Here is a 22,369-nt window from a genome sequence, read left to right on the forward strand (position 1 = left end):
TTCCTCAGTCACGACAATCCTTTCGGGAGTGGGTGATTCGGGCTGTGATCACGGGTGTGATCCCGAAGTGGGAGAGGCTGCGCACTCTGCGCACAGGCCCCAGTAGATGACCTCGGCCTCGTCCAGGACGAAACCTTGGTGGTCCGACGGGACGAGGCATGGTGCCTCCCCGACGGCGCAGTCGACATCGGCGATGATCCCGCAGGAGCGGCATACGACGTGGTGGTGATTGTCGCCGACCCTGGACTCATAGCGAGCGACGTGACCCGACGGCTGAATGCGCCGCACCAGGCCCGAAGCGGTCAGGGCGCGAAGAATGTCGTAGACCGCCTGACGCGAGACGTCCGGCAGGCCGGCACGAACCGCGCCGACAATGGTCTCGGTGTCGGCATGGGGGCTCGCGCACACAGCTTCGAGTACGGCCACCCGAGGTCGGGTGACTCGTAGATCGGCGTCACGCAACTGGCTCGCGTACTCCGAGTGTGACTGCACGCACACAAATATGGCGTCTTTTCTGGACTGAGTCAAGTCTTCGGCGAAAAGTGCTCGCCGCTCGGTGTGTCAGTCGAGTGAGTCGTTCGCCTCGATGCGGAAACCGACCTTCAACGTGACCTGGGTGTGGGCGATCGCTCCGTCGACGAGGTGGCCACGGGTCCCGACGACCTCGAACCACTCGAGATTGCGGGTGGTCTCCGCGACGCGGGCGATCGCGTTGGCGATCGCCGCGTCCATTCCGTTCGGCGAGGAGCCGACGACTTCGATCACTCGGTATGTGTGCTCGCTCATGAACCCGATACTTCCACGGGACGTGCGGAGGTCGGGTCGCTTTGATCAGAACGATTCCAACCATCGCGATGGGTTCGGGCTCGCCGCCCCATCGTGCGTTCACCTCCGGACGAATCCACCGCCGTCGGTCGAGATGATCTGATCGTGTGCTTCCAGACGTTCCAGATGGAGTTGCGCGGTGCGACGTTCGACCGCGTCGACGAACGGCAATTCGACGTGTGGTCGATAGACCAGACGGTGGGCGACGATGTCGGGAATCGTGCGCGGCCGAGCCAGGAATTCGAGGAGTCGTTCCTCTCGACGATGGATCACCGCTGCGTAGGCGTCGAGCCGGCGTCGGAACTCGGCCGACCCGTCGATGACCCCCTTCTGATGGAACGTGCCGTACCAGCGGGCGTCGATGGCGCGGACGCTTTCGATCGACATCAGGAAATCCTCGACGCTGCTACCGACGTCGCCGTACATCGGCCCGAACGAGGTGAGGTCGATGTCGGCAACGTACAAAAAGCCCGCCGGTTCGATCAGGACCCCGCAGTGCCCGGCGGTGTGGCCGGGCAGGTGGATCACGGTGGCGCTCGCATCGCCGAGATCGAACACGTGACCGTCGCCGACGCCGATGGCTTCCGGGAAGCCGTCGGGGAGTGCGAACTGATCTCCGATCTGTGCGTCGACGGCGTGACGTTCCTCGGATGTCAGCCCGTATCCGTCGAGGAGCACCTGCAGCGAGCGGACACCATCCACGTCCGCATGGTGGGCATACTTGTCGCCGGTGAAGTGCTTCAGCCCGGCGATGTGGTCCTCGTGGGCGTGACTGATCATCACCGCATCGGCGCCCACCGGATCGTGGTCGATGTCGAGCGAGGGATCGATCACCAACCGCGCCTGCGAACCGGTCACCACCACGGTGTTGCCGTATGGGAAGGCGCCACCGTGACTCGACGCCAACACGGTCACGTCGTCGAAGCGGGTTTCTCGAAAGTTCGACGCCATGCCCATTCCGTCTGCGTACTCGGAGGTCCGCATCGTGTCAATCGTCGGCCCGCCGATGGCTTTGCACCGGTCGATCTCCCACCGATCGGGGGTCAGGCGGTCGCGAGCAGCACGCCGACGCCGATGAACAACAACCCGAATGTGCGGTTGAGGTTCCGCTGTCCGCGCTCGCCGGTGGTCACCCTACGGAAGCCGCGGGCGATCAGCGCGAAGAACAGCCACATCACAACGATGTCGACGACGACGATCGTCGCTGCGATGACCGTATACTGCCGAACCAGCGACTGATCTGTGTGCACGAACCCTGGGATGAAAGCCAGCAGGAAGACGATCGCCTTGGGGTTGAGCAAGTTGACCCACAGGCCACGCAGGAACATCGACCATCTCGATTCCTGAACCGATGTCAGGGCCGGTTGGGATGCCGGGTCCTGGCGTCGGAGGAACTGGCGAAAGCCGAGGTAGACGAGATAGGCGGCGCCGGCGTAGCGGATCACCGCGAAGGTTGCTGGTGATTGCGAGACGACCACCCCGAGTCCGGCTGCGACCACGAGAAGTTGGATGACGAGTGCCGCCTGTTGGCCCAGCACGCCCCAGATCGCCCTGCGGAACCCGACGTTGAGTGAATTGCTCATCGTGTTGATCGCACCGGCACCGGGTGTGAAGCTGATGAGCAGGCACGCCGTCAGGAGCGCAAGCCAGGTCGAGATCTGCACCGCCCGAGGGTAGTGGGGTGGCCACGGGAAACCTGGGCGCGGGGTCTCCAGACCGGCGACGATGGGAAGATGGCGACGACCGCTGCGGTCAGTGAGGAGGCCTGACATGGCCAGACTGCTCTACTCAACAGCGTGAGTCACTGATGAACCTCGACGAGATCATCGACGAACTCTACGGCCTCCCGCCGGCCGAGTTCGTGCCGCGCCGGAAAGTGCTGTCGAAGGAGGCGAAGAGCGAGGGCCACGCGAGCCTCGCTGCCGAGGTCTCCGCCCTTCGGCGCCCCACCCGGGTTGCGTGGGCGGTGAACCAGTGGGCGAGACACGACCCCGACGGGGTCGGCGCCATCCTTGATCTGGCCGCGGAACTCGCGGCCGCCCAACGGCGTGCGGCGGCGGAACGCCTGCGGGGCCTGTCCACCCGGCGCCAACGGCTGATCGCCGAAACGGTTGTGGCGGTGGCCGAGCGAGCGCGGGAAATGGATGCGGCACTATCCGACAACGCGATTCGCGAGGTCGGACAGTCGCTGCGGGCCGCGCTCGCCGATCCCGAGGTGGGTGCGGCGCTGCAGCGTGGGCGGCTCGTCACCGCGGCTGAGTACAGCGGTTTCGGGCCGGCCGGGGTGTTCGCGGTGCCGGAGCCGGTGGCCGACGAACACGACCAGGACACCGACGATCATCCCGATGACGATCCGGTCGCCGAGGCCGAGACATCTGACGACCTCGACGAGCGAATCGCGGCCGCCACGGCGGCACTGAGATCCGCGGAGGAGGACGAACATCGTGCACGTGAGGACGTGGCGCAGCGGGCGGATCAGCGCGCCGAGGCGGCGCAGCGGGCGGATGAGCTGGCCGCACAGGCCGAACGAATGCGCGCGGAACTCGCCCACTGCGACGCCGAATTACGCTTCGCCCGGCGGCAGCTGAAGGTCGCCGACGATGAGGGTCAGAGTGCCGCACAGGCTTTGAGCGAGTTGCAGACACGGGTCGACCACGTTCGACGGCTCCTCGCCGGTCTCGAGGGGCGGTGAGAGGCGCGAGGGTTCCGCTCGTTCGACATCATCCCTGAGCGGACAGGATCTTGATCGCGAACACCAACGTGTCGCCCTTCTGGATCCCCGCATCCGGCATGCCTTCTGGGTATCCGTCGGCGGGCGCCATGGCAACCGCCACCGTCGAACCGACCTTCTGGCCGGCGATCGCCTTCTTGAAACCGGGCACGACTCCGTCGAGTGGGAAGTCGGCGGGCGTGCCGCGTTCGTAGCTGTTGTCGAAGACCTTCCCGTCTCGACCGTCGACGCCCATGTAGCAGACGGACACCGACGCCGTGTCGGGAACAACCGGGCCGTCACCGGCGGTCAAGGTGTGGACCTGTGTCTGGGTGACCGCGAAGGGTGTCTGGACATCGATCCGCGGGGCGGCCGTGTCGGTGGACCCGACCACCTCGACGCTGCCGGTGGATCCCTGGAGTGTCCATTCGGGGTCGACCGAACCCTGAGGGGCGTCGGAGGGGCACGTCGTGGCAGCGGCTGCGCTGGTCGGCGCGCTGTCGGTGGAATCGGTGGTGGGCTCGGTGCCCGAGTTGCAGGCGGTCAGCGTCAATGCGAGAGCTGTGACCGACAAGAGGGCGCCGCGACGGATGTTCATGCGGGTAACGCTACCGAAAGGGGTTCAATTCGAGGTAACGGACCGAACCTGTCCGCATCACCTGGCAGGGTGACCGGTATCGGCAGCTCACGATCGAGAGGAGACAGTGATGGCACGCGAGTTCCAGGTGACCTTCGACTGTGGCGACCCGGCGGCACTCGCCGGATTCTGGGCGGAGGTTCTCGGCTATCGGATACAGGACCCGCCACCAGGTTTCGACAGCTGGGAGGCCGCACTCGAAGCGATGGGCATACCCCCGGAGAACAGAAACGACGCCTCGGCGCTGATCGATCCGGCCGGAGTGGGCCCGCGGGTGTTCTTTCAACGGGTGCCCGAGGGCAAGTCGGCAAAGAATCGCCTGCATCTCGACGTCCGCTCGGCTCCCGGGCTCACCGGCGACGAGCGGATGGCAGCCCTCGAAGTGGAATGCACGAGGACGGTCGGACTCGGCGCGAGTCGCCTGGCACGCCATGAGCCCGCGCCGCCGCTCGAGGGCGGGCACATCGTGATGACAGATCCCGAAGGAAACGAGTTCTGTCTGGACTGACCCGGTTCGAAGGGCGTCGACCTGCTGGTCGTCTAACGAACGGGCAGCGAGTCGTCACGGCACAGGACGAAGAAATACGGCTGCGCCGAGCCTTTCATGTCCATCGCTCCGAGGACCGACCGGTCGGACAGCCGGCGGAACACATCGTTGATCGGTAGCTGGTCGTACATCATCGTGGCCGTTTCGGTCCCTCGATACCCGGTGGTTCGCAGGCGTGCCTTGGCACTCCGGGCCCGGACGATCGGTCTCAGCACGGCGATCGGAGTCGCGAACGACAGTCGTTTCACCACCGGAAAACGAGCCAGGCCAACGCCGCGAAAGGCGTGAACCGGATTCATCGGCCAGAGTGACGATCCGTCACGCGCGGGGAACAGCAATGGGTGCACCGTCTCGGCGTCGATGAATTGCTTTCCCCACCAACCGCTTGCGGCGAGTAAGCCGTCCATCGGGTGGCCGGTGGGCAGTTCGGCACCTCGCCAGGTGCCGAGCATTGCGTGGGTCTCCACCGGTTCCGAGGAATCGAACAACTCCAGGGCCGCCGATGTCGTGGTCGGCACGGTCGTCATGAGGTCCTCGAGGCGCATGCGGCGATGATAGACGACCGGATTCTCAGTCTGCCCGGGTCGGGCCGTGGGCGGACAGACAGCGGGCGATCGTCGTCCGGGTCTCCGCGGGGTCGATCACCGAATCTATCTCGAACACGCTTGCCACATTGAGGGCCTTGCCGTGTTCGTAGTGCATCGCGACGAGTTCCTCATAGCGAGCCTGCCGTTCGGCGGAATCGTCGATGGCCTCCAGTTGATCCCGGTAGCCGAGACGAACGGCACCTTCGAGGCCCATGCCGCCGAACTCACCGGTCGGCCACGAGAGCGTCGCCACCGGAGCATGGAGGTCACCGCCCGCCATCGCCATGGCCCCGAGGCCGTAGGCCTTGCGGAGGACCACCATGATGAGAGGAACGGTCAGTCGGGCGCCGGCCCGGAACATAGCGCTGAAGCGCCGAACCGTCGCGGTCTTCTCGGCCTCCGGACCGACCATGAAACCCGGTGTGTCGCAAAGGGACACGATCGGCAATCGGTGTGCCTCGCAGAGTTCGAGGAAGCGTACTGCCTTGTCGGCGGCGTCGCCGTCGAGCGCACCCCCGAGATGCTGTGAATTGTTGGCGATGATGCCGACCGCGACGCCGTCGAGACGGGCGAGTGCCGTCACGATGCCGTGGCCGAACCCGGCGCGGAGCTCGAAGACAGTGTCGGTGTCACACAGCGTCTCGAGGACCGGCCGGATCGGATACGCGCGCAGCCGGTTCTCGGGAACGAGGTGGCGCAGCCGTCGCTGGTCTTCGGCGTCAGGGTCACCGGATTCCGTCGGCGAATGGAAGTAGGAGAGGTACCGCCGGGTGTCGGCGAGAGCCGCGGCGTCGTCGGCGACCAGGCGGTCGACCACACCGTTGGCCCACTGCACATCCATCGGGCCGACCTCGCCCGGCGCGACCCGGCCGAGCCCGCCACCTTCGATCATCGCCGGTCCGCCCATACCCAGACTCGATCCCTCGGTGGCGACGATGATGTCGCAACTCCCGGCCAGCGCGGCGTTCCCGGCGAAGCAATATCCTGCGACAACCGCGACGGTCGGAACCCTGCCGTTGAGCTGGGCCATCAGCCGGAAGGTGGTGACGTCGAGCTGGGCAACCGCCGAGGTGTCCGTGTCGCCGGGCCGACCGCCGCCGCCCTCGGCGAACAGCACGAGTGGCAGACCGCGGCGGTGTGCGAGCTCCAACAGACGATCGGTCTTCTGATGGTTGTGCAGACCCTGTGTTCCGGCGAGCACGGTGTAGTCGTAGGACATCACGGCGACGGGCATGCCGCCGACCCGGCCCGTTCCGGTGATCAGTCCGTCGGCCGGGGTTCGGTCGATCAGTTCGTCGACGCTGCGCCGGCGGCGCTGGGCCGCGATCGTCAGCGCGCCGTACTCGACGAAGCTGTTCTCGTCCAGGAGGGCTCCGAGTCCTTCGCGGACGGTGATCCGGTCCTTCGCGTGACGTTTGTCGACCGCTTCGGGGCGGCCTTCGTCGCGGGTCTTGTGGTGCCGTGCGAGCACGTCGGCGAGATCGGGCCGAATGCTGTCGAGTTCGATCTCGGCGTCGGCGTCGTCGGCCCGGTCATCGATGTCGGCGGTCACCACGAACGCGACCGGTTCGTCCATCTCCACGGCGTCACCCACGCGGACGCTGAGTGCGGTGACCTTCCCGACGACCGGGCTGTGCACGACGTGCTCCATCTTCATCGATTCGAGCACGACGATCTCGGTTCTGGTGGTGACCACATCTCCCACGGCGGCCGGAAGCGACACCACAACGCCGCGGAACGGGCTCGGGACCATATGCGCTCCCGCGGGAGGCTGTGTCGCCGTGCGCGGTTGACCGACCTCGGGCTCGAGCTCGGCGACGGCTGTGCCGGTGGGCAGGAGCGACAGGCCAGTGGCGGTGGCGAGTTCGGCGAGGTGGCGATCGACGAACGTCGTGTCGATGCCACCGTCGCCGAGTTCTGGTCGCGCCAGGATGGCTTGCAGCAGAGAGGTGTTGACGGGAACGCCGGAGATGTCGAAGGCGGCCAGGGCGCGGGTGCAGTCGCGGGCGGCGGATTTGGTGTCGACGCCCCGCACGATCACCTTGGCGAGCAGCGAATCATAGCGAGGACCGATCTCGTAGCCCACGTACCCGTGGGTGTCGACCCGGATGTTGCGTCCGCTGGGCGGTTGATATCGGTGTAGCCGACCCGTGCCGGAGGTCACCTCGCCGTCGGCGCCGACGGTCTCGGTGTTGACCCGTGCCTCGATGGCGACACCTCGTGGTGGCGGACACGAGGTGAGGCCCAGGTCGGCGAGGGTCACGCCGCTCGCGACGCGCAGCGCCAGCTCGACCAGATCGAGGCCGGTGGTCTCCTCGGTCACAGTGTGTTCCACCTGGATTCGAGGGTTCACCTCGAGAAACGCGAATGTCTCGCGGCCGACGAGGAATTCGACCGTCGCGAGTCCGCGATACCCCGACATGAGCTTCTGCGCGGCGTTGTGGAGTTCCTCCCGTACAACGGCATCGAGAGCGGGCGCCGGAGCGATCTCCACGAGCTTCTGACGCCGGCGCTGGACCGAACAATCGCGATCGCCGAGGACGACGACATCTGCGCCGTCGCCGAGCACCTGCACCTCGACGTGACGGGCATCGTCGAGCACTTCCTCGACGTAGACCGACGAGTCCCCGAATGCCGCGCGGGCCTCGGACGAGCAGCGCTCGAGAGCCGAGTCGAGGTCATCTCGATGGGATACGTGACGCATCCCGCGTCCGCCGCCGCCCGCCACCGCTTTCACCATCACCGATGCCCCGTCACCTAGTTGGTCCCAGAGCGATTGCGCCGCAGTGAGATCGGCTGGGGAGTCTGTGGCCGTGATCGTCGGTACACCGCACCGGGCCGCATGGTCACGCGCAGACGACTTGTTCCCGAACCGTTCCAGATGTTCGGGTGCCGGACCGACGAACGCGATGCCGGCATCGGCGCAAGCGCGGGCCAGGGCGGGGTTCTCCGCGAGAAATCCGTAACCGGGATGGAGCAGCGTGCAGCCCGTGGTGCGGGCAGCGTCGACGACCGCACCGATGTCGAGATAACTGGTGGCGCCGGCGCCCGTCAGTGTGACGGCCTCGTCGGCGCGGTTGACGTGGGCGCACGTGGCGTCGTCGTCGGGGTGGATGGCCACCGTCGGGATGCCCATGGAGGCCGCGGTTGCCAGGATCCGGACGGCGATCTCACCGCGATTGGCGACCAGCAGTTTCATCGAGGCGCCTTTCCCAGAGGACCTATCTGCACACCGCTCCCTCGGACGCCGAAGTGACGAGTTTCGCGTACTTCGCGAGGACACCACGCGTGTAGCGCGGTGGCAGGGGAGCGAATCCCTGTGCGCGCTTGTCGAGTTCGTGCTCGTCGACAAGCAGGTCGAGAGTTCCGGTTCCGACATCGAGGCGTATCCGGTCGCCGTCCTCGACGAGTGCGATGGGGCCGCCGTCGACGGCCTCCGGAGCCACGTGCCCGACACACAGTCCGGTGGTCCCGCCGGAGAATCGGCCGTCGGTCATCAGGAGCACGTCCTTGCCCAGCCCGGCACCCTTGATCGCACCTGTGATCGCCAGCATCTCGCGCATACCGGGGCCGCCCTTGGGGCCCTCGTAGCGGATCACCACGACGTCCCCGGCGATGATGGTGCCGTCTTCTAGGGCATCCATCGCGGCACGCTCGCGGTCGAAGACTCGCGCAACGCCTTCGAAGACGTCGGAATCAAAGCCGGCCGACTTCACGACGGCACCCTGAGGCGCGAGCGAGCCCTTCAGGATCGTGATCCCCCCGGTCGGGTGGATCGGTCTCGTCGTGGCTCTCAGGACGAGACCGTCGGGATCGGGTGGTGCGATGTCGGCCAGGTTCTCGGCCACCGTCTTTCCGGTGACCGTGAGGCAATCGCCGTGCATCAGCCCGGCATCGAGCAGAGCCTTCATGACGACCGGGACACCGCCGATCCGGTCGACGTCGGTCATCACGTGCTTGCCGAACGGCTTGACGTCGGCGAGATGCGGTACCCGCGAACCGATCCGGGAGAAATCGTCGAGCGACAGCTCGACCTCCGCCTCGTTCGCGATCGCGAGGAGATGCAGGACGGCGTTGGTGGAGCCACCGAAGGCCATCACGACGGCGATCGCGTTCTCGAATGCCTCCCGGGTCATGATGTCGCGTGCGGTGATGCCGCGCCGCAGGAGTTCGACCACAGCCTCGCCGCTCTCGCGCGCATACCGGTCGCGCCTCCGGTCAGGTGCGGGTGGCGCCGCACTGCCCGGCAACGACATGCCGATCGCCTCCGCGGCGCTGGCCATCGTGTTGGCGGTGTACATCCCGCCGCACGCACCTTCGCCGGGACAGATCGCGCGTTCGATGGTGTCGACGTCCTCACGACTCATCAATCCGCGTGAGCAGGCTCCGACCGCCTCGAAGGCATCGATGATCGTCACTTGTCGTTCCGAACCGTCCGAGAGGGTCGCGTACCCCGGCAGGGTGGAGCCGGCATAGAGGAAGACATTGGCGAGGTCGAGACGGGCGGCCGCCATCAGCATTCCGGGGAGCGACTTGTCGCAACCGGCGAGAAGCACTGAGCCGTCGAGGCGTTCGGCGCTCATCACGGTCTCGACGCTGTCGGCGATCACCTCACGAGAGACCAGCGAGAAATGCATGCCCTCGTGCCCCATCGAGATGCCGTCGGACACCGAGATGGTGCCGAACTCCAGGGGATATCCGCCTGCGGAGTGGATACCCTCCTTGACGGCTTTCGCGAGGCGGTCCAACGAGAGGTTGCAGGGGGTTATCTCGTTCCACGACGAGCCGACGCCGATCTGTGGTTTCACCCAGTCGTCGTCGCCCATGCCGACAGCGCGCAGCATGCCGCGTGCTGCCGTCTTCTCGAGACCATCGGTGACGTCTCGACTCCTGGGCTTGATGTCGACGTCGGTGGCTGGAGAGTCCGGTGTTCGATTGGCCATATCCGTCACGATAGATGCGTCGGCGGCGTCGTGATGACAGTTGCGGGTCCGAGCGCCCTGATTCGCATGAGACCGACAAGGCGCCCCATGGCCGTGCAGGGAGCCCGTAGCATCGGGTCATGAGTGCTTATGTGACGACCAACCCGACGACCGGTAGGACTGAGCACGAATACCCAGGCCTGCCGGACGACCAGATCAACGACATCGCCGAGCGATCCGCGAACGGATTCGAGACCTGGCGGTACGCATCGGTGGCCGAACGTGCCGAAGCGCTCGCCAGAACCGCCGACCTGTACGAGAAACGCTCGACAGAACTGGCGCAGGCCATCACCACGGAAATGGGCAAGCCGACCAAGCAGGCGGCCGGGGAGGTGCAGCTCGCGGCGGACATCTACCGCTGGTACGCCGAACACGGCCCCGAACTGCTCGCGACCGAGACGCTCGATCCCCAGGGCGCGGCGGAATCGCTCGTCCAGACCTTGCCGATCGGCCCCCTCGTCGGCGTGATGCCGTGGAACTACCCGTACTATCAGGTGGCTCGGTTCGTCGCGCCGAACCTGTTGGTGGGCAACACGATCATCCTCAAACATGCATCCATCTGCGCTGCCTCGGCCGCGCTCATGGCCGATGTGTTGCATGACGCATCGGTGCCCCGGGACGTGTACATCAACGCGTACGCGAGCGCCGATCAGGTCGCCGAACTCCTCAGGCATCCGGCCATTCGCGGGGTCTCCCTCACGGGCAGCGAGGCTGCCGGCGCGTCGGTGGCCGAGGTGGCCGCCAAGAATCTGAAGAAGTCCGTCCTCGAACTCGGCGGCTCGGATCCGTTCGTCCTGCTGGACACCGACGACATGGCTCGAACGGCGCGGATCGCCGCGCGCGCCCGTCTCTCAAATGCCGGTCAGGCGTGTAACTCCCCGAAACGCTTCATCGTCGTGGACGATCTCTTCGACGACTTCGTCGATGGGCTGGTGGGAGAGTTCGACCAGGCCGTGGTGGGGGATCCGACCGACCCGGACACCGACGTCGGACCATTGTCGTCGGTGTCCGCGCGCGACACGGTCGTCGAGCAGGTCACGACGGCGGTGAACCAGGGCGCGACGCTGCACACCGGCGGTACACCGGTGGACAGCGACGGCGCGTTCATGCGACCCGCCGTGCTCACGGGTGTCACGCCGAAGATGGAGGCCTATGCCGAGGAGATCTTCGGTCCGGTCGCCATGGTCTACCGGGTGCAGTCCGCCGACGATGCCGTGGCACTGGCGAATGACGTCGCCTTCGGTCTCAGCGGATCGGTCTGGAGTACCGACATCGCCAGGGCCGGAGAGGTCGCAGACCGCCTCGATGTCGGGATGGCGTACATCAACGAACACGGTACGACGTTGCCCGGCCTGCCATTCGGAGGCGTGAAACGCTCCGGCTATGGACGCGAGCTGGGCCGATGGGGGATGGGTGAGTTCGTCAACACCAAACTCCGTCGCACCGCGACGCACTGATCCACCCGAGGCGCATCACGCCGACAGCGAGCTGATCCAGCTGTCGGTATCGGTCACCGTCGCCTGGCGCGGGAACACCTCGTCCATCAGCACGCGGTGCACGGTGGCATTGGTGTCCGCGCACGCGTCCTCGAGAACGATGATGCGGTAGTCGAGGTCGGCGGCCTGTCGCAGGGTCGACAGGACGACTCCACTGGTGGAGATGCCGCTCAGCACCAGCGTGTCGGCGCCCGCGCCGCGGAGGAGGACGTCGAGGTCGCTGCCGGTGAATGCACTGATCCGACGTTTGGTGATGATCGGTTCGCCGGCCCCCGGTGCGAGTGATTCGTGGATCTGGGTGCCGAGCCCGGTCTCGATCATCGTGTCGCCGGCGTGCTGCTTGGCGGCGGCGAAACTCTGGTTGGTCTCCGCGATCTCCGGGTATCCGGTGCGGAACGCCACCCGGACGAAGAACACGGGGACGTCGGCGGTGCGCGCTGCCGCGACGGCGCGGCCCGCGGGTGCGAGAACGCCGGGTGAGCTGAGGCGATCGACGATTCCGTTCTGGAAATCCATCGCGAGCAGGACCGATCGTGAGTGAGTCATACGGCAAACAATAGACAGTCCGGACTGTTAAATTCAAACTGCTCAGTCTAGACTGTCGATTATGTCCGAAAACACGCCCACTGCGGTCTCGCGGGCCGCCCCGTCGGCACTCCAGGTCGCGCTCGACACCAGAGTGGCGATCGGCCGCCTCATCCGTCGCCTCCGCGAGGTCTCCGACGGCCAGGAACTGTCTGCAGCACAGGCGTCTGTCCTGGCGAGGGTCGGTAAAGGGGAGGCCTCATCGGCGTCCGCCCTCGCCGCGCTGGAAGGGGTCCGACCGCAATCGATGGCCGCGACGATCTCGGCGCTCGAAGACATCGGCCTCGTCAGCCGGACGCAGGATCCCACCGATCGTCGCCGCCAGCTCGTGGTCCTGACCGATGCGGGCCGCGACGCCGAGACGGGGAACCGCGATGCCCGGCATGAATGGCTCGCACGCACGCTCGAGGAGACGCTCACGGAAACGGAGCTCGGGGATCTCCACCGGGCCGCCGGGATCCTCGAGAAGCTGTCCCGCCGATGACCGCGCCCACCACCGTCCCGAACGTCCGCTCCGAACGGTTCGATCGACGTCTTCTGGCGCCGATGATGCTCGGATCCATCCTCAATCCGATCAATTCCTCGATCATCGCGGTCGCGCTGGTGCCCATCGCGGTGGCCTTCGGTGCGCCGGCGTCCGAGACCGCCTGGCTGGTTTCGGCGTTGTATCTCGCGACGTCCATCGGCCAGCCGCTGTTCGGTCGACTGGTCGACATCTTCGGGCCCCGGCCGCTGTATCTGATCGGTGCGGTGCTCACCGGGATCGCGGGCCTGTTGGGCACGTTCGCCCCCGGCCTCTGGATGCTCATCGCCGCTCGGGTCGTACTGGGATTCGGCACGTGCGCGGCTTATCCGGCGTCGATGTACCTGATCCGCAGCGAGGAGAGGAGAACCGGCGTCTCCAGTCCGGCAGGCGTATTGACGGCGCTGTCGGTGACCACCCAGACCATCGCCGTGGTGGGCCCGACGCTCGGTGGGCTCCTCATCGGAATCGGCGGATGGCGAGCGGTTTTCGCCATCAACATCCCATTGTCGGTGGCGTGCCTGATCCTCGGACTGCTGGTCCTCCCGCGTCGCACTCCCTTGGCGGCGCGTTCCGGCCCCGACGCCAGGTTCGATGTGGTCGGGGTGGTTCTCTTCTCCGGGATGATGATCTCGATCCTCGTCCTGCTGATGGATTTCCGCATTGATCGTGTGTGGCTGATCGCGGTTGCTCTCGTCGCCGCGGGTGGCTTCGCGATTCGTGAACTGCGCGCCCGCGACCCGTTCATCGACGTGCGCGTACTCGGTGGGAATGTGCCGTTGGTCGTCACCTACCTCCGTTCGGTCCTCGGGGCGACGGTGACGTACGCGTTCCTCTACGGATTCACGCAATGGCTCGAAGGCGGACGTGGGTTGTCGGCTTCGCAGGCCGGACTCGTCCTGATGCCCGCCTTCGCAACCGGCATCGTGGTGGCGGTGGTGACCGGCCGACGACCGCAGATCCGTGGGAAGCTGCTCGTCGGTGCGTCGGCCATGGTGGTGGCCTGTGTGCTGATGCTGTTGGTGCACCAGACCTCGGCGGTCTGGTTCCTGATCGTGATCGCCGTGATCGTCGGTGTTCCACAAGGATTGGTCAATCTGGCGATCCAGAACACTCTCTATCACCAGGCAGATCCGGAGCGAATGGGCGCCTCGTCCGGTCTCCTTCGTACGTTCATGTATCTCGGCGCGATGCTCGCATCGAGTGCGAGCGGTGCCTTGTTCGGCGAGCAGGCGACCGATGGCGGCCTCCACGAACTGGCCGTGTTCATGTTGATCGCCGCGGTGTTGCTGGTGCTCGTCACGCTGCTCGACCGATCGCTGATCAGGGTCGACCGAGCAGCAGGCGAGGGGCGGCGAGCGACCGTGTCGTCGAGCCGGTCGTAGTCGTCAGGTCGATGGGGTTGATGCGTCGATCGGCCGGGACATGATCGGGGTGGCACGGAGTTCGGCGCGGTTCACGACGACCAGCCATGCCGCGAGCGTGGCGAAGAGCATCGGGATGAGCAGATCCAACTGCGGAACCACGGCCAGCGCCAGGAACAGGCTCATCCATCCGTTGCGCGTGGCGGCCACCACGATTCCGGCGGTGGCAGCGGCCACGGTCACCGTCACCGGAAGGTCCGGCCACAAGGCGTGGATTGCGAAACCGAATGCGGCGCCGACGAAGACGGCCGGGAAGATCCGTCCACCGCGGAAGCCCGCCGCGCTGGCGATGAGCAGCGCGACCAGCTTGATGCCGGCCAACGCGAGAAACCCGAGTGCGGTCGTCGTCGCCATGCGATCGGGCAGTTCCTTCATCTGCTCGAGGCCTTTGAACAACGTGATGGTGCCACCGGCCGCACCGAGCAGTCCCAACAAGAGGCCCGCTCCCGTGAGCAGGACGACCGGATTTCCGATCCGGTGAAGCAGTTTGTGCAAGGGGTCGAACACACGTGAGGCGACGACCCCGATCGCAGCGGCAACCATCGCGACGCCGATCGCGACAAACACCTCCGCCACGCTGCCGAAGTCGTCGGCGGGCAGACCGAGCGACATGTCGAGGTCGGTGAAGTGAGTGATGATGAACGAGCCCGTCGCCGCGGCGACCAGCGGTATGTAGAGGCGGTTCCAGAGGGGCACGCGCTGGTCGCCCTCGTTCGCCTCGGACAGCATGAGGGCGGCCGCGACGGGTGTCCCGAAAAGTGCACCGACGGTGGCCGACGTCGACAACCCCACCCAGTCGTGTGTGGTCACCTTGGGAACGAATCGGGCGCCGATGGCCACCACCAGCGCCGCATTGATCGCCATGATCGGATTCTCGGGTCCCAGGCTGATGCCACCGGCCAGGCCGAGGATCGCGGCCACCGCGAGCCCGGGAACCACCTTGGGCGCGAGTGGCGCGGCCACCAATTCCGTGGTGGCCGGATCGTCCCCGGCGTGTCCCGGCACATACCGGACGACGAGCCCAACGAGCAGGCCGGTCGCGGTGAGGACAGCCAGGATCCACCACCAGGTGTCCGAAGAGATCCCGAGTGCGTCGGTCAGATCATCCCAGACCAGATGCTCGATCAACTCGGCCAGCGCCGATATGCCCCAGAGCAGCAGGGCGCAGACCGCGCCCACCACCATTCCGACGGGAGTCATGGCGATCAGCCGACCTACCGGGACGCGGAAGTCCTCCGGCGGTTGGGGATTGCTGTCTTCGGGGCTCATCGTGACGGCTCCTCACCTCCCTCGACGCATCGGACGGGCTCATTCTCTCATCAGCCGGTCGCCTGACCCGGAGATTCAGATGACCCGATCGCGTGTCGGAAGCCGGGTGGCAGCGGCACATTCCCATCGCCGGTGCCGTCGGCGCACTATTGCCGGTCGGCGTGATCCGCGAGTTGTGCGGTGAGTTCGCGTGCGTAGTCGAGTTGGCGGGCCAGTTTGGCACAGGCCTGCTCGGCGCGTTCGTGGAACTCGGCGAGTGTGGCGGCCGCGGCGGTCGCGCCCGTCGCACCGTCCGATCGGGCGAGCGCGTCCTGGGCGTCGAGCAGCTGCCGCATGTCGTCGAGGGTGAAACCGAGGGGCTTCATGCGTCGGATCACCAGCAGGCGGTCGATGTCGCTGCGGGTGTAGAGCCTGAACCCGCCGGCCGATCGGGCCGAGGGGACGACAAGACCGACATCGTCGTAATGGCGAATGGTCTTGATCGACAGCTCGGTTTCGGTCGCGACCTCGCCGATCTGTAGATGTCCGTGATCGCTGTCTGCGGGAGTGCTCACGTGACGCGTCCTTCCGGAATGAAGTCAGTGGTCGGCGCCGAGATGCCCGCTGAGGCGTGCGTGGCGGGCGGCGCTGCTGTCGTCGAGGCCGACGATGGTCACGGTCTTGCCCTTGGCCGCGTATTTGGTGGTGATGGCATCGAGTGCGGCGACGGTCGAGGCATCCCAGATATGGGACTCACTCATGTCGATGACCACGTGTTGCGGGTCGTTGACGTAGTCGAACTGATAGACGAGGTCGTTGCTGGAGGCAAAGAACAGTTCGCCGCGCACCGCGTACATCCGGGTGTCGTCGTCGGGATGGGCGACCTCGACGACATCGGTCATATGGGCCACGCGACGGGCGAAGAGGACCATCGCGGTGACGACGCCGACGATGACGCCGTAGGCGAGGTTGTGGGTGGCGACGGTGACGGCGACCGTCGCGAGCATGACGGTGGTCTCGCTCTTGGGCATGCGCCGCAACGTCTTCGGATTGATGCTGTGCCAGTCCATGGTGCCGACCGAGACCATGATCATCACGGCGACCAGTGCGGCCATCGGGATCAGGGCCACCACATCGCCGAGGCCGACCACCAGGATCAGGAGGAACACCCCGGCGAGGAAGGTGGAGATGCGAGTGCGGGCACCCGACACCCTGACATTGATCATCGTCTGACCGATCATGGCGCACCCGCCCATGCCGCCGAATAATCCGGTGACGATATTGGCGACACCTTGGCCGACGGACTCGCGGGACTTGTTGGAGTGGGTGTCGGTCAGATCGTCCACGAACTTGGCCGTCATCAAGGATTCCAGCAGCCCGACCAGTGCCATGGTCAGGGCGTAGGGAGCGATCACGGTGAGGGTGTGCCACGTGAACGGGACGTCGGGGATCAGGAACGAGGGGAGGCTGTCTGGCAGTTCGCCCTCGTCACCCACATTGGGAACGGAGAGTCCGCACACGATGGTGGCGGCGGTCAGGAGAATGATCGCGACGAGGGGTGCGGGAACGGCCGCGGTCAGTTTCGGTAGCCCGACGATGATCAGGATGCCGATCGCGACCATCGGGTAGACCAGCCACGGCACGCCGATCAGGTGCGGGAGCTGTGCGGTGAAGATGAGGATCGCCAGCGCATTGACGAAGCCGGTCATCACGCTGCGCGGCACGAACCGCATCAGTTTCGCGAGGCCGATGCCGCCCAGGATCATCTGGAACACGCCGGCGAGCATCACGGCGGCGATCAGATAGTCCAGGCCGTGGCTCTTGACCAGCGGCGCGACCACCAGCGCGACCGCGCCGGTGGCGGCGGAGATCATCGCGGGGCGTCCGCCGACGATGGCGATGGTGACCGCCATGGTGAACGAGGCGAACAGTCCGACCCGGGGATCGACCCCCGCGATGATCGAGAACGAGATCGCCTCGGGGATCAGGGCGAGCGCGACGACGACTCCGGCCAGAACCTCGGTGCGCAGCCGGCGGGGCGAACGCAACGCGGCGAGTACCGATTGTTCGCGTTCGGGGGAGACCACTGGGGCGGTCGAGGACATGCGAATACTCCTTCGGCCCAGACGCGACGAGCAGGTGACGGGGTCACGGGCCAGGGTGGCGTGTGGGCGTCAGGCGCGAGCGGTGACTCTACCCTCACGGGAGGGTAGAAACCCAATTGGAATGGTGACCCGGTCCGTCGGGTTGGCATGCGCATGAGCGACGCACAGTTCGATCCACGATCCCTGATCGCCGACAGCAAGCTCGGCATCCTCGCCACCATCAAGTCGAATGGTCTGCCGCAGATGTCCCCGGTGACATCGGTCTACGACCGCGACACCGACACCATCTACGTGTCGATGACCGACGGACGCGCCAAGACGGCCAACCTCCGGCGCGATCCGCGCGCGTCGATCGAATACACCAGTGCCGACGGATACACCTGGGCGACCGCCGAGGGTGACGTGACCCTCATCGGACCGGGAACCGATCCGGACGGTCCGGAGGTGAATGCGCTCGTGGACTACTACCGGCAGGGTGCAGGCGAACACCCTGACTGGGCCGAGTATCGAGACGTGATGGTCGCGGATCGTCGTGTCCTGATGGTGCTCCGTATCGGTCGCGTCTACGGCGCAGCATTGCGCTGATCGTGCCCGTTCGCTCGAGAGGAGAGATGACCGATGGTTGACGACGATGGTCCGGTGTACGCACTGAACCTATTCGATCTGGCCGACAACGAGGACTATCGCGCGTACTCGCGGCGGTCGGTGGCCGAGGTGCAGTCGCACGGTGGGCGAGTCGTCTCGTTGGGCGCGTTCCGGCGTGCCGAGGTCGGTGACGTCGCTCCTCGGCAGGTCATGGTGCTGGTCGAGTGGGATTCGATCGAGGCGTTCAAGAGTTATCGAGATGATCCGGCACTCGCCGACCTCCACCCGCTCCGGGAGAACGGCACGACCGGATACATCTGGCATCTGTTTGACAAGCTCGACGACCTGCGGCCTATCCTGCGGCGCACCTGAGCTGCCGCGTCCCGTACCGCCGGCTCAACCGGTGAACTCGCGGGCGGCCGATTCGACGATGTCGCGTCCGGTGCCCTTCTGCGCGAACCAGTCTCGCCGCCTGGTGGCGCCGTTGCCCTCGGCGCGGAGACGGTCGAGAGCGGCCTCCACCAATGCAGCCTCGCCGAGGGCGTCGAGTGCTGGGCGGATGTCGGTCACGAGCGACTCCATCTGCGCGATCGCCGAAACCGGTTGTTGCGTGACGACATCGATGCCATCTCCGTCGATGCCATCGTGGGCCGCCTTCCACATCGCAGCGGCCAGAACATCGGAATCGACGATCGGCGGCGCGAGGTCGGACGCGATGTCATGCACAGCGGTCATCACCAGGGCGCGGACGAGCGTTGCGACGACGACCGCTTCGTCGGCCCGCGACTGGACGTCGCCGACCCGGATCTCGACGGTGGGCAGGTGATCGGACGGACGGATGTCCCAATAGACCATGTGGTCGTCGAGGATCGCGCCACTGGCGACGAACATCGACACCAATTGCTCGAAGTGTTCGCGAGAGCGTAGATGCGGAGGCGGTCCTGACGCCGGCCAGCGCGACCAGAGCACCGAGCGCCAACTCGCATGCCCCGTGTCGGCGTCGCGGTAGACCGGCGAATTGGCAGACAGGGCAAGCAAGATCGGCAATCGGTGTCGCAGGTGATTGCTGACCGCCACAGCGGTGTCCCGATCGGAAACCCCGACGTGGACGTGACATCCGGAGATACCCTGCTCGTGCGCCAGCATCCCGAACCGCTGCCCGATGTGTCGGTATCGGTCGGTGTCGGTGATGGGGAAGTGGTCGGGCACTGTGGGAGGAACGCCGGCGGCGATCACGGCAACACCGACTTCGTCGGCAGCCTCGGCGACGACGGTACGTAGCTCCCGAAGCTCGGCGAGCAGCTCCTGGCCGGTCGCACATGCCGACGTGGCGACCTCGACCTGACAGGACGTCAGCTCCAGGTCCAGATCGAGGCCGCGCCGCGCCGCCGCCGCAGCGACGTCACGGTTTCGACTGACCGGGTGCCCCGTCAGCTGGTCGACCAGGATGAACTCTTCTTCGACGCCGACCGTCGGCAGCCGCAACCCGGATTTCCCCGTGGTCGACGAGTCGGCGGACATCACCATTTCATCGTACGGTCGGCAGGGCGTACGAGGTGCGCGCGATTCGTCATGGAGGGATGGCGCGAGCCCTCAGTAGAGGTCCGGCCTGCAGGCAGAGCTGCGGGGTGGGCTGCTCAACGGTCCGTTCGGGAGGTTGGTGGCAAGAGTGATCGAATCGGATGGCCGCGTCTCGATCCAGAATCTGGCGCAGCTGTCCTGAACCGGCGCCGCACGATCAGGGTTCTTGTTCGGCGCATACTCTGCCGACGGGTGTCAGGTCGAGGAATCGCCTCGAAAGACCCCCGCGACAATCGCGCGGATCAGGTCGGCCTCCTGTTCGGCGTCGGTGGGCGACCAGATGAGAATCGTCAGGATCGTGCGCACCGCGAATGCCGCGACGGCGTTGTCGTCCCGATCGATCCCGATCAGCTCGGCGGCCAGATCGGTGACGGTCGCCGAGGCGATCACGGTGCCTGCCGCGCCGACGAGATGGCGCGACCGAAGAAACTGGCGGGCGACCCGGTCCGCACGGATCGCTTCGAGAGCGACAGTGATGGCGGTGATCGCGCGGTGCTCTCCGGACAGGTCGGTGATCGCCGAACGTACTTCGGTGATGATGTCGGCCGATGTGGAGGCGAGTACGGCTTCGACGATCTCGCCCTTGCCGCCTGCGTGCCGGTAGACGGTCGCGCGTGAGCAGTGAGCGCGCCCGGCGAGTTCGTTGATGTCGAACGCGTCGACCCCACGCTGCGCGATGAGGTCGGTGGCGACGGCATACAGACGGTCACGGGCAGAGTCGGAGCGGTTTCCGCCGACCAACCAGTCGTTCGTCATATCTCAGTGTGAGACAAAATGATGATGTATCTCAAGTCTCCTCGCAGGTCGCAACGTTCGGATGAGACGACCGGGCCCGGTGTGGTGGTGTCGTCCGTGTCGACTTGCGGCTACCCGGTTGTGTCGCGGACCCGACGTCGTCGAGGCTGGTCACATGCATGATCTCGACAACCCGTATCCCTACTTCGAATCGCTTCGCCGGCAGGGGGCGGTGACACGGCTCGCGGATTCGTCGTTCTATCTGGTCGGCTCATGGGACCTGGTGGCCGAGGCGGTGGGACGTCCCGAGGACTTCTCGTCGAATCTCACGGCGACGATGGTGTGGAACGACGACGGGACGGTATCGGAATACCCGATCGCAGAGATGGGCTCGCCATTGCACGTGTTGGCGACCGCCGATGAACCGCTGCATCGGCTACACCGCACCATGGTGATGCCGTCGATGGTCGCCAAGCGAGTGCGCGGGCTCGAACCGTTCATCGCACAGGAACTCCGGCGACTGTGGGACGACGGTCTCGACGGTTCTGACATCGACTGGGTCCACGCGATCGCCCAGCGCTTGCCGATGGCCGTTGTCGCGGAACTGGTCGGGTTCCCGACATACGACATCGACGACCTGGTTCGCTGGGCCTTCTCGAGCACCGTCCTCCTCGACGGAGTGGTCACCGCGAGTCAGCTGGTCGATGCCACCCAGGCCGTGGAAGAGCTCAGTGCATATCTGGCGGAGGCTTTCGAACGTTCGCTTGTCGCCCCCGGCGAGAACGTGATGGGCGACCTCGCGCGACTCGTCTCGGCGGACCGACTCGACCACGACAGTGCCGTGATGATCCTGATCCAACTCGTCGCGGCAGGGTCGGAATCGACCGTCAGCCTGCTCGGCAGCGCCGTGTGGATGCTCGGCCTGCACCCCGAGATCGAGGGCGAACTCCGGTCTCACCGTGACCACGTGCCGCTGTTCATCGAGGAGGCGTTGCGGCTGGAATCGCCATTCCGTGGCCACTATCGTCACGTAGTCGAGGACACCACACTCGGTGACATCGATCTACCCGCGGGATCACACCTGTATTTGCTGTGGGGTTCGGCCAACCGGGATCCAGCAGCCGTCGACGATCCCGGACAGGTCTGCCTGGACTCGGGAAAGCGTCGTCCGCACATGGCATTCGGCAAAGGTCTGCACATGTGCGTTGGTGCTCCACTCGCTCGACTCGAGGCCAAGCTCGCGATCGAGTTCCTCCTCGACTCCACCACCGCGTTCGACGTCGAGACCACGGATCCGCAGTGGGAGCGAAGCCTGATGGTGCGGCGGCTGCGAACACTGCCGGTTACGGTTCAGTCATGACCGACCACGCCGACCATCAGGCGATCTGCACGCTGCTCTATCGATACGCCGAACTCCTCGACGGCGGTGACTTCGCCGCGGTCGGTGAGTTGTTCGCCGATGCGGACATCGCACTCCGCGGCGAGGTCACCGGACGCGGTGCCGCGCATGTCCGCGCGATGTTCGAGACCATGGTGATCGTCCATCCAGACGGCACACCGCGCACCCGACACTTGGTCACGAACCCGATCATCGAGTTCGACGGGCCAGATCACGCGCATGTCCGGTCCTGTTACACGGTGCTTCAGGAGCGCGACGGTCGCATCGAGATCGTCGCATCGGGCCGGCATCTCGACACCATGACCCGATGCGACGAAGGATGGATCTTCAGCTCACGCGATTATGGATACCTGGACTTCGTCGGCGACACCTCGGATCACCTGCGCGCACACGGATAGTG

At 66.0% G+C, this 22,369-nt stretch carries 23 protein-coding genes; 9 read left to right on the plus strand and 14 right to left on the minus strand.

What is annotated here, in order from left to right; all coding sequences use genetic code 11:
* Positions 1-48: 48 nt before the first annotated feature.
* From ACLQ3I_RS18110 to ACLQ3I_RS18125, 4 genes are all read right to left on the minus strand, one after another.
* Entirely contained in the window at positions 49-492 is a 444-nt protein-coding gene (locus tag ACLQ3I_RS18110; protein WP_425794138.1) for a Fur family transcriptional regulator, read from the minus strand.
* A 69-nt stretch (positions 493-561) separates the two neighbouring features.
* Entirely contained in the window at positions 562-786 is a 225-nt protein-coding gene (locus ACLQ3I_RS18115) for a dodecin (RefSeq protein WP_425794139.1), read from the minus strand.
* 99 nt (positions 787-885) lie between these two features.
* On the minus strand, positions 886-1,782 hold the full coding sequence (locus ACLQ3I_RS18120; RefSeq protein WP_425804045.1) for an MBL fold metallo-hydrolase: 897 nt from the start codon (positions 1,780-1,782) through the stop codon (positions 886-888).
* Between the two features lie 86 nt (positions 1,783-1,868).
* Positions 1,869-2,489 carry a LysE family transporter gene (locus tag ACLQ3I_RS18125; RefSeq protein WP_425794140.1) on the minus strand — a complete coding sequence of 207 codons (621 nt, stop codon included), beginning with the start codon at positions 2,487-2,489 and terminating at the stop codon, positions 1,869-1,871.
* A gap of 143 nt (positions 2,490-2,632) precedes the next feature.
* Between ACLQ3I_RS18125 and ACLQ3I_RS18130 the strand changes: the two genes are divergently transcribed.
* A complete protein-coding gene (locus ACLQ3I_RS18130; RefSeq protein WP_425803707.1) occupies positions 2,633-3,517 on the plus strand; it encodes a hypothetical protein in 885 nt (294 codons plus the stop codon).
* A gap of 28 nt (positions 3,518-3,545) precedes the next feature.
* Here ACLQ3I_RS18130 and ACLQ3I_RS18135 read toward each other — a convergent pair whose 3' ends face one another.
* A complete protein-coding gene (locus ACLQ3I_RS18135; protein WP_425794142.1) occupies positions 3,546-4,133 on the minus strand; it encodes an FKBP-type peptidyl-prolyl cis-trans isomerase in 588 nt (195 codons plus the stop codon).
* Between the two features lie 109 nt (positions 4,134-4,242).
* Between ACLQ3I_RS18135 and ACLQ3I_RS18140 the strand changes: the two genes are divergently transcribed.
* A complete protein-coding gene (locus ACLQ3I_RS18140; RefSeq protein ID WP_425794143.1) occupies positions 4,243-4,680 on the plus strand; it encodes a VOC family protein in 438 nt (145 codons plus the stop codon).
* 32 nt (positions 4,681-4,712) lie between these two features.
* Here the strand turns inward: ACLQ3I_RS18140 and ACLQ3I_RS18145 are convergent, their stop codons facing one another.
* From ACLQ3I_RS18145 to ilvD, 3 genes are read right to left on the minus strand one after another with little or no spacing between them, the layout of a single operon-like run.
* Complete coding sequence (locus ACLQ3I_RS18145) at positions 4,713-5,264, minus strand: DUF4334 domain-containing protein (RefSeq protein WP_425794145.1); 552 nt, start codon at positions 5,262-5,264, stop codon at positions 4,713-4,715.
* 25 nt (positions 5,265-5,289) lie between these two features.
* Entirely contained in the window at positions 5,290-8,505 is a 3,216-nt protein-coding gene (locus tag ACLQ3I_RS18150) for a carboxyl transferase domain-containing protein (protein WP_425803709.1), read from the minus strand.
* A gap of 22 nt (positions 8,506-8,527) precedes the next feature.
* A complete protein-coding gene (gene ilvD, locus ACLQ3I_RS18155) occupies positions 8,528-10,249 on the minus strand; it encodes a dihydroxy-acid dehydratase (RefSeq protein WP_425803711.1) in 1,722 nt (573 codons plus the stop codon).
* 119 nt (positions 10,250-10,368) lie between these two features.
* On the opposite strand from ilvD, the gene ACLQ3I_RS18160 reads away from it, so the two are divergent.
* Complete coding sequence (locus ACLQ3I_RS18160; RefSeq protein WP_425803713.1) at positions 10,369-11,745, plus strand: NAD-dependent succinate-semialdehyde dehydrogenase; 1,377 nt, start codon at positions 10,369-10,371, stop codon at positions 11,743-11,745.
* Between the two features lie 15 nt (positions 11,746-11,760).
* Here ACLQ3I_RS18160 and ACLQ3I_RS18165 read toward each other — a convergent pair whose 3' ends face one another.
* Complete coding sequence (locus ACLQ3I_RS18165) at positions 11,761-12,330, minus strand: cysteine hydrolase family protein (protein ID WP_425803715.1); 570 nt, start codon at positions 12,328-12,330, stop codon at positions 11,761-11,763.
* Positions 12,331-12,391: 61 nt separating this feature from the next.
* Here ACLQ3I_RS18165 and ACLQ3I_RS18170 point away from each other — a divergent pair, with 61 nt between their 5' ends.
* The gene (locus ACLQ3I_RS18170; RefSeq protein ID WP_425794151.1) at positions 12,392-12,853 is read left to right on the plus strand and encodes a MarR family winged helix-turn-helix transcriptional regulator; all 462 of its coding nucleotides are present in this window, start codon (positions 12,392-12,394) and stop codon (positions 12,851-12,853) included.
* Positions 12,850-14,277: an MFS transporter gene (locus ACLQ3I_RS18175; RefSeq protein ID WP_425803718.1), complete on the plus strand. Its 1,428-nt coding sequence runs from the start codon at positions 12,850-12,852 to the stop codon at positions 14,275-14,277. The genes ACLQ3I_RS18170 and ACLQ3I_RS18175 overlap by 4 nt, the downstream gene beginning before the upstream one ends.
* Before the next feature lie 3 nt (positions 14,278-14,280).
* Here ACLQ3I_RS18175 and ACLQ3I_RS18180 read toward each other — a convergent pair whose 3' ends face one another.
* The 3 genes from ACLQ3I_RS18180 to ACLQ3I_RS18190 form a co-directional block, all read right to left on the minus strand.
* Positions 14,281-15,585, minus strand: coding sequence for an ion channel protein (locus ACLQ3I_RS18180; protein WP_425794153.1), 1,305 nt, complete (start codon positions 15,583-15,585; stop codon positions 14,281-14,283).
* A 146-nt stretch (positions 15,586-15,731) separates the two neighbouring features.
* Positions 15,732-16,139, minus strand: coding sequence for a MerR family transcriptional regulator (locus ACLQ3I_RS18185; RefSeq protein WP_425794154.1), 408 nt, complete (start codon positions 16,137-16,139; stop codon positions 15,732-15,734).
* Positions 16,140-16,163: 24 nt separating this feature from the next.
* Positions 16,164-17,669, minus strand: coding sequence for a SulP family inorganic anion transporter (locus ACLQ3I_RS18190; RefSeq protein WP_425803720.1), 1,506 nt, complete (start codon positions 17,667-17,669; stop codon positions 16,164-16,166).
* A 153-nt stretch (positions 17,670-17,822) separates the two neighbouring features.
* On the opposite strand from ACLQ3I_RS18190, the gene ACLQ3I_RS18195 reads away from it, so the two are divergent.
* Together ACLQ3I_RS18195 and ACLQ3I_RS18200 are read left to right on the plus strand one after the other, a co-directional pair.
* Positions 17,823-18,254, plus strand: a complete 432-nt coding sequence (locus ACLQ3I_RS18195) for a PPOX class F420-dependent oxidoreductase (RefSeq protein ID WP_425794156.1) — start codon at positions 17,823-17,825, stop codon at positions 18,252-18,254.
* Positions 18,255-18,287: 33 nt separating this feature from the next.
* Positions 18,288-18,626: a DUF1330 domain-containing protein gene (locus ACLQ3I_RS18200; protein WP_425803722.1), complete on the plus strand. Its 339-nt coding sequence runs from the start codon at positions 18,288-18,290 to the stop codon at positions 18,624-18,626.
* A 24-nt stretch (positions 18,627-18,650) separates the two neighbouring features.
* Here ACLQ3I_RS18200 and ACLQ3I_RS18205 read toward each other — a convergent pair whose 3' ends face one another.
* Both ACLQ3I_RS18205 and ACLQ3I_RS18210 read right to left on the minus strand, forming a co-directional pair.
* Complete coding sequence (locus ACLQ3I_RS18205; RefSeq protein WP_425803724.1) at positions 18,651-19,775, minus strand: carboxylate-amine ligase; 1,125 nt, start codon at positions 19,773-19,775, stop codon at positions 18,651-18,653.
* A gap of 255 nt (positions 19,776-20,030) precedes the next feature.
* Positions 20,031-20,591 carry a TetR/AcrR family transcriptional regulator gene (locus tag ACLQ3I_RS18210; RefSeq protein ID WP_425794161.1) on the minus strand — a complete coding sequence of 187 codons (561 nt, stop codon included), beginning with the start codon at positions 20,589-20,591 and terminating at the stop codon, positions 20,031-20,033.
* A gap of 154 nt (positions 20,592-20,745) precedes the next feature.
* Here ACLQ3I_RS18210 and ACLQ3I_RS18215 point away from each other — a divergent pair, with 154 nt between their 5' ends.
* The gene (locus ACLQ3I_RS18215) at positions 20,746-21,930 is read left to right on the plus strand and encodes a cytochrome P450 (RefSeq protein ID WP_425803726.1); all 1,185 of its coding nucleotides are present in this window, start codon (positions 20,746-20,748) and stop codon (positions 21,928-21,930) included.
* Positions 21,927-22,367 carry a nuclear transport factor 2 family protein gene (locus ACLQ3I_RS18220; RefSeq protein WP_425803728.1) on the plus strand — a complete coding sequence of 147 codons (441 nt, stop codon included), beginning with the start codon at positions 21,927-21,929 and terminating at the stop codon, positions 22,365-22,367. Before ACLQ3I_RS18215 ends, ACLQ3I_RS18220 begins: the two co-directional genes overlap by 4 nt.
* Positions 22,368-22,369: the final 2 nt, after the last annotated feature.

Source organism: Gordonia sp. DT101 (assembly GCF_049844895.1).
In the GTDB taxonomy this organism is placed as follows: Bacteria; Actinomycetota; Actinomycetes; order Mycobacteriales; family Mycobacteriaceae; genus Gordonia.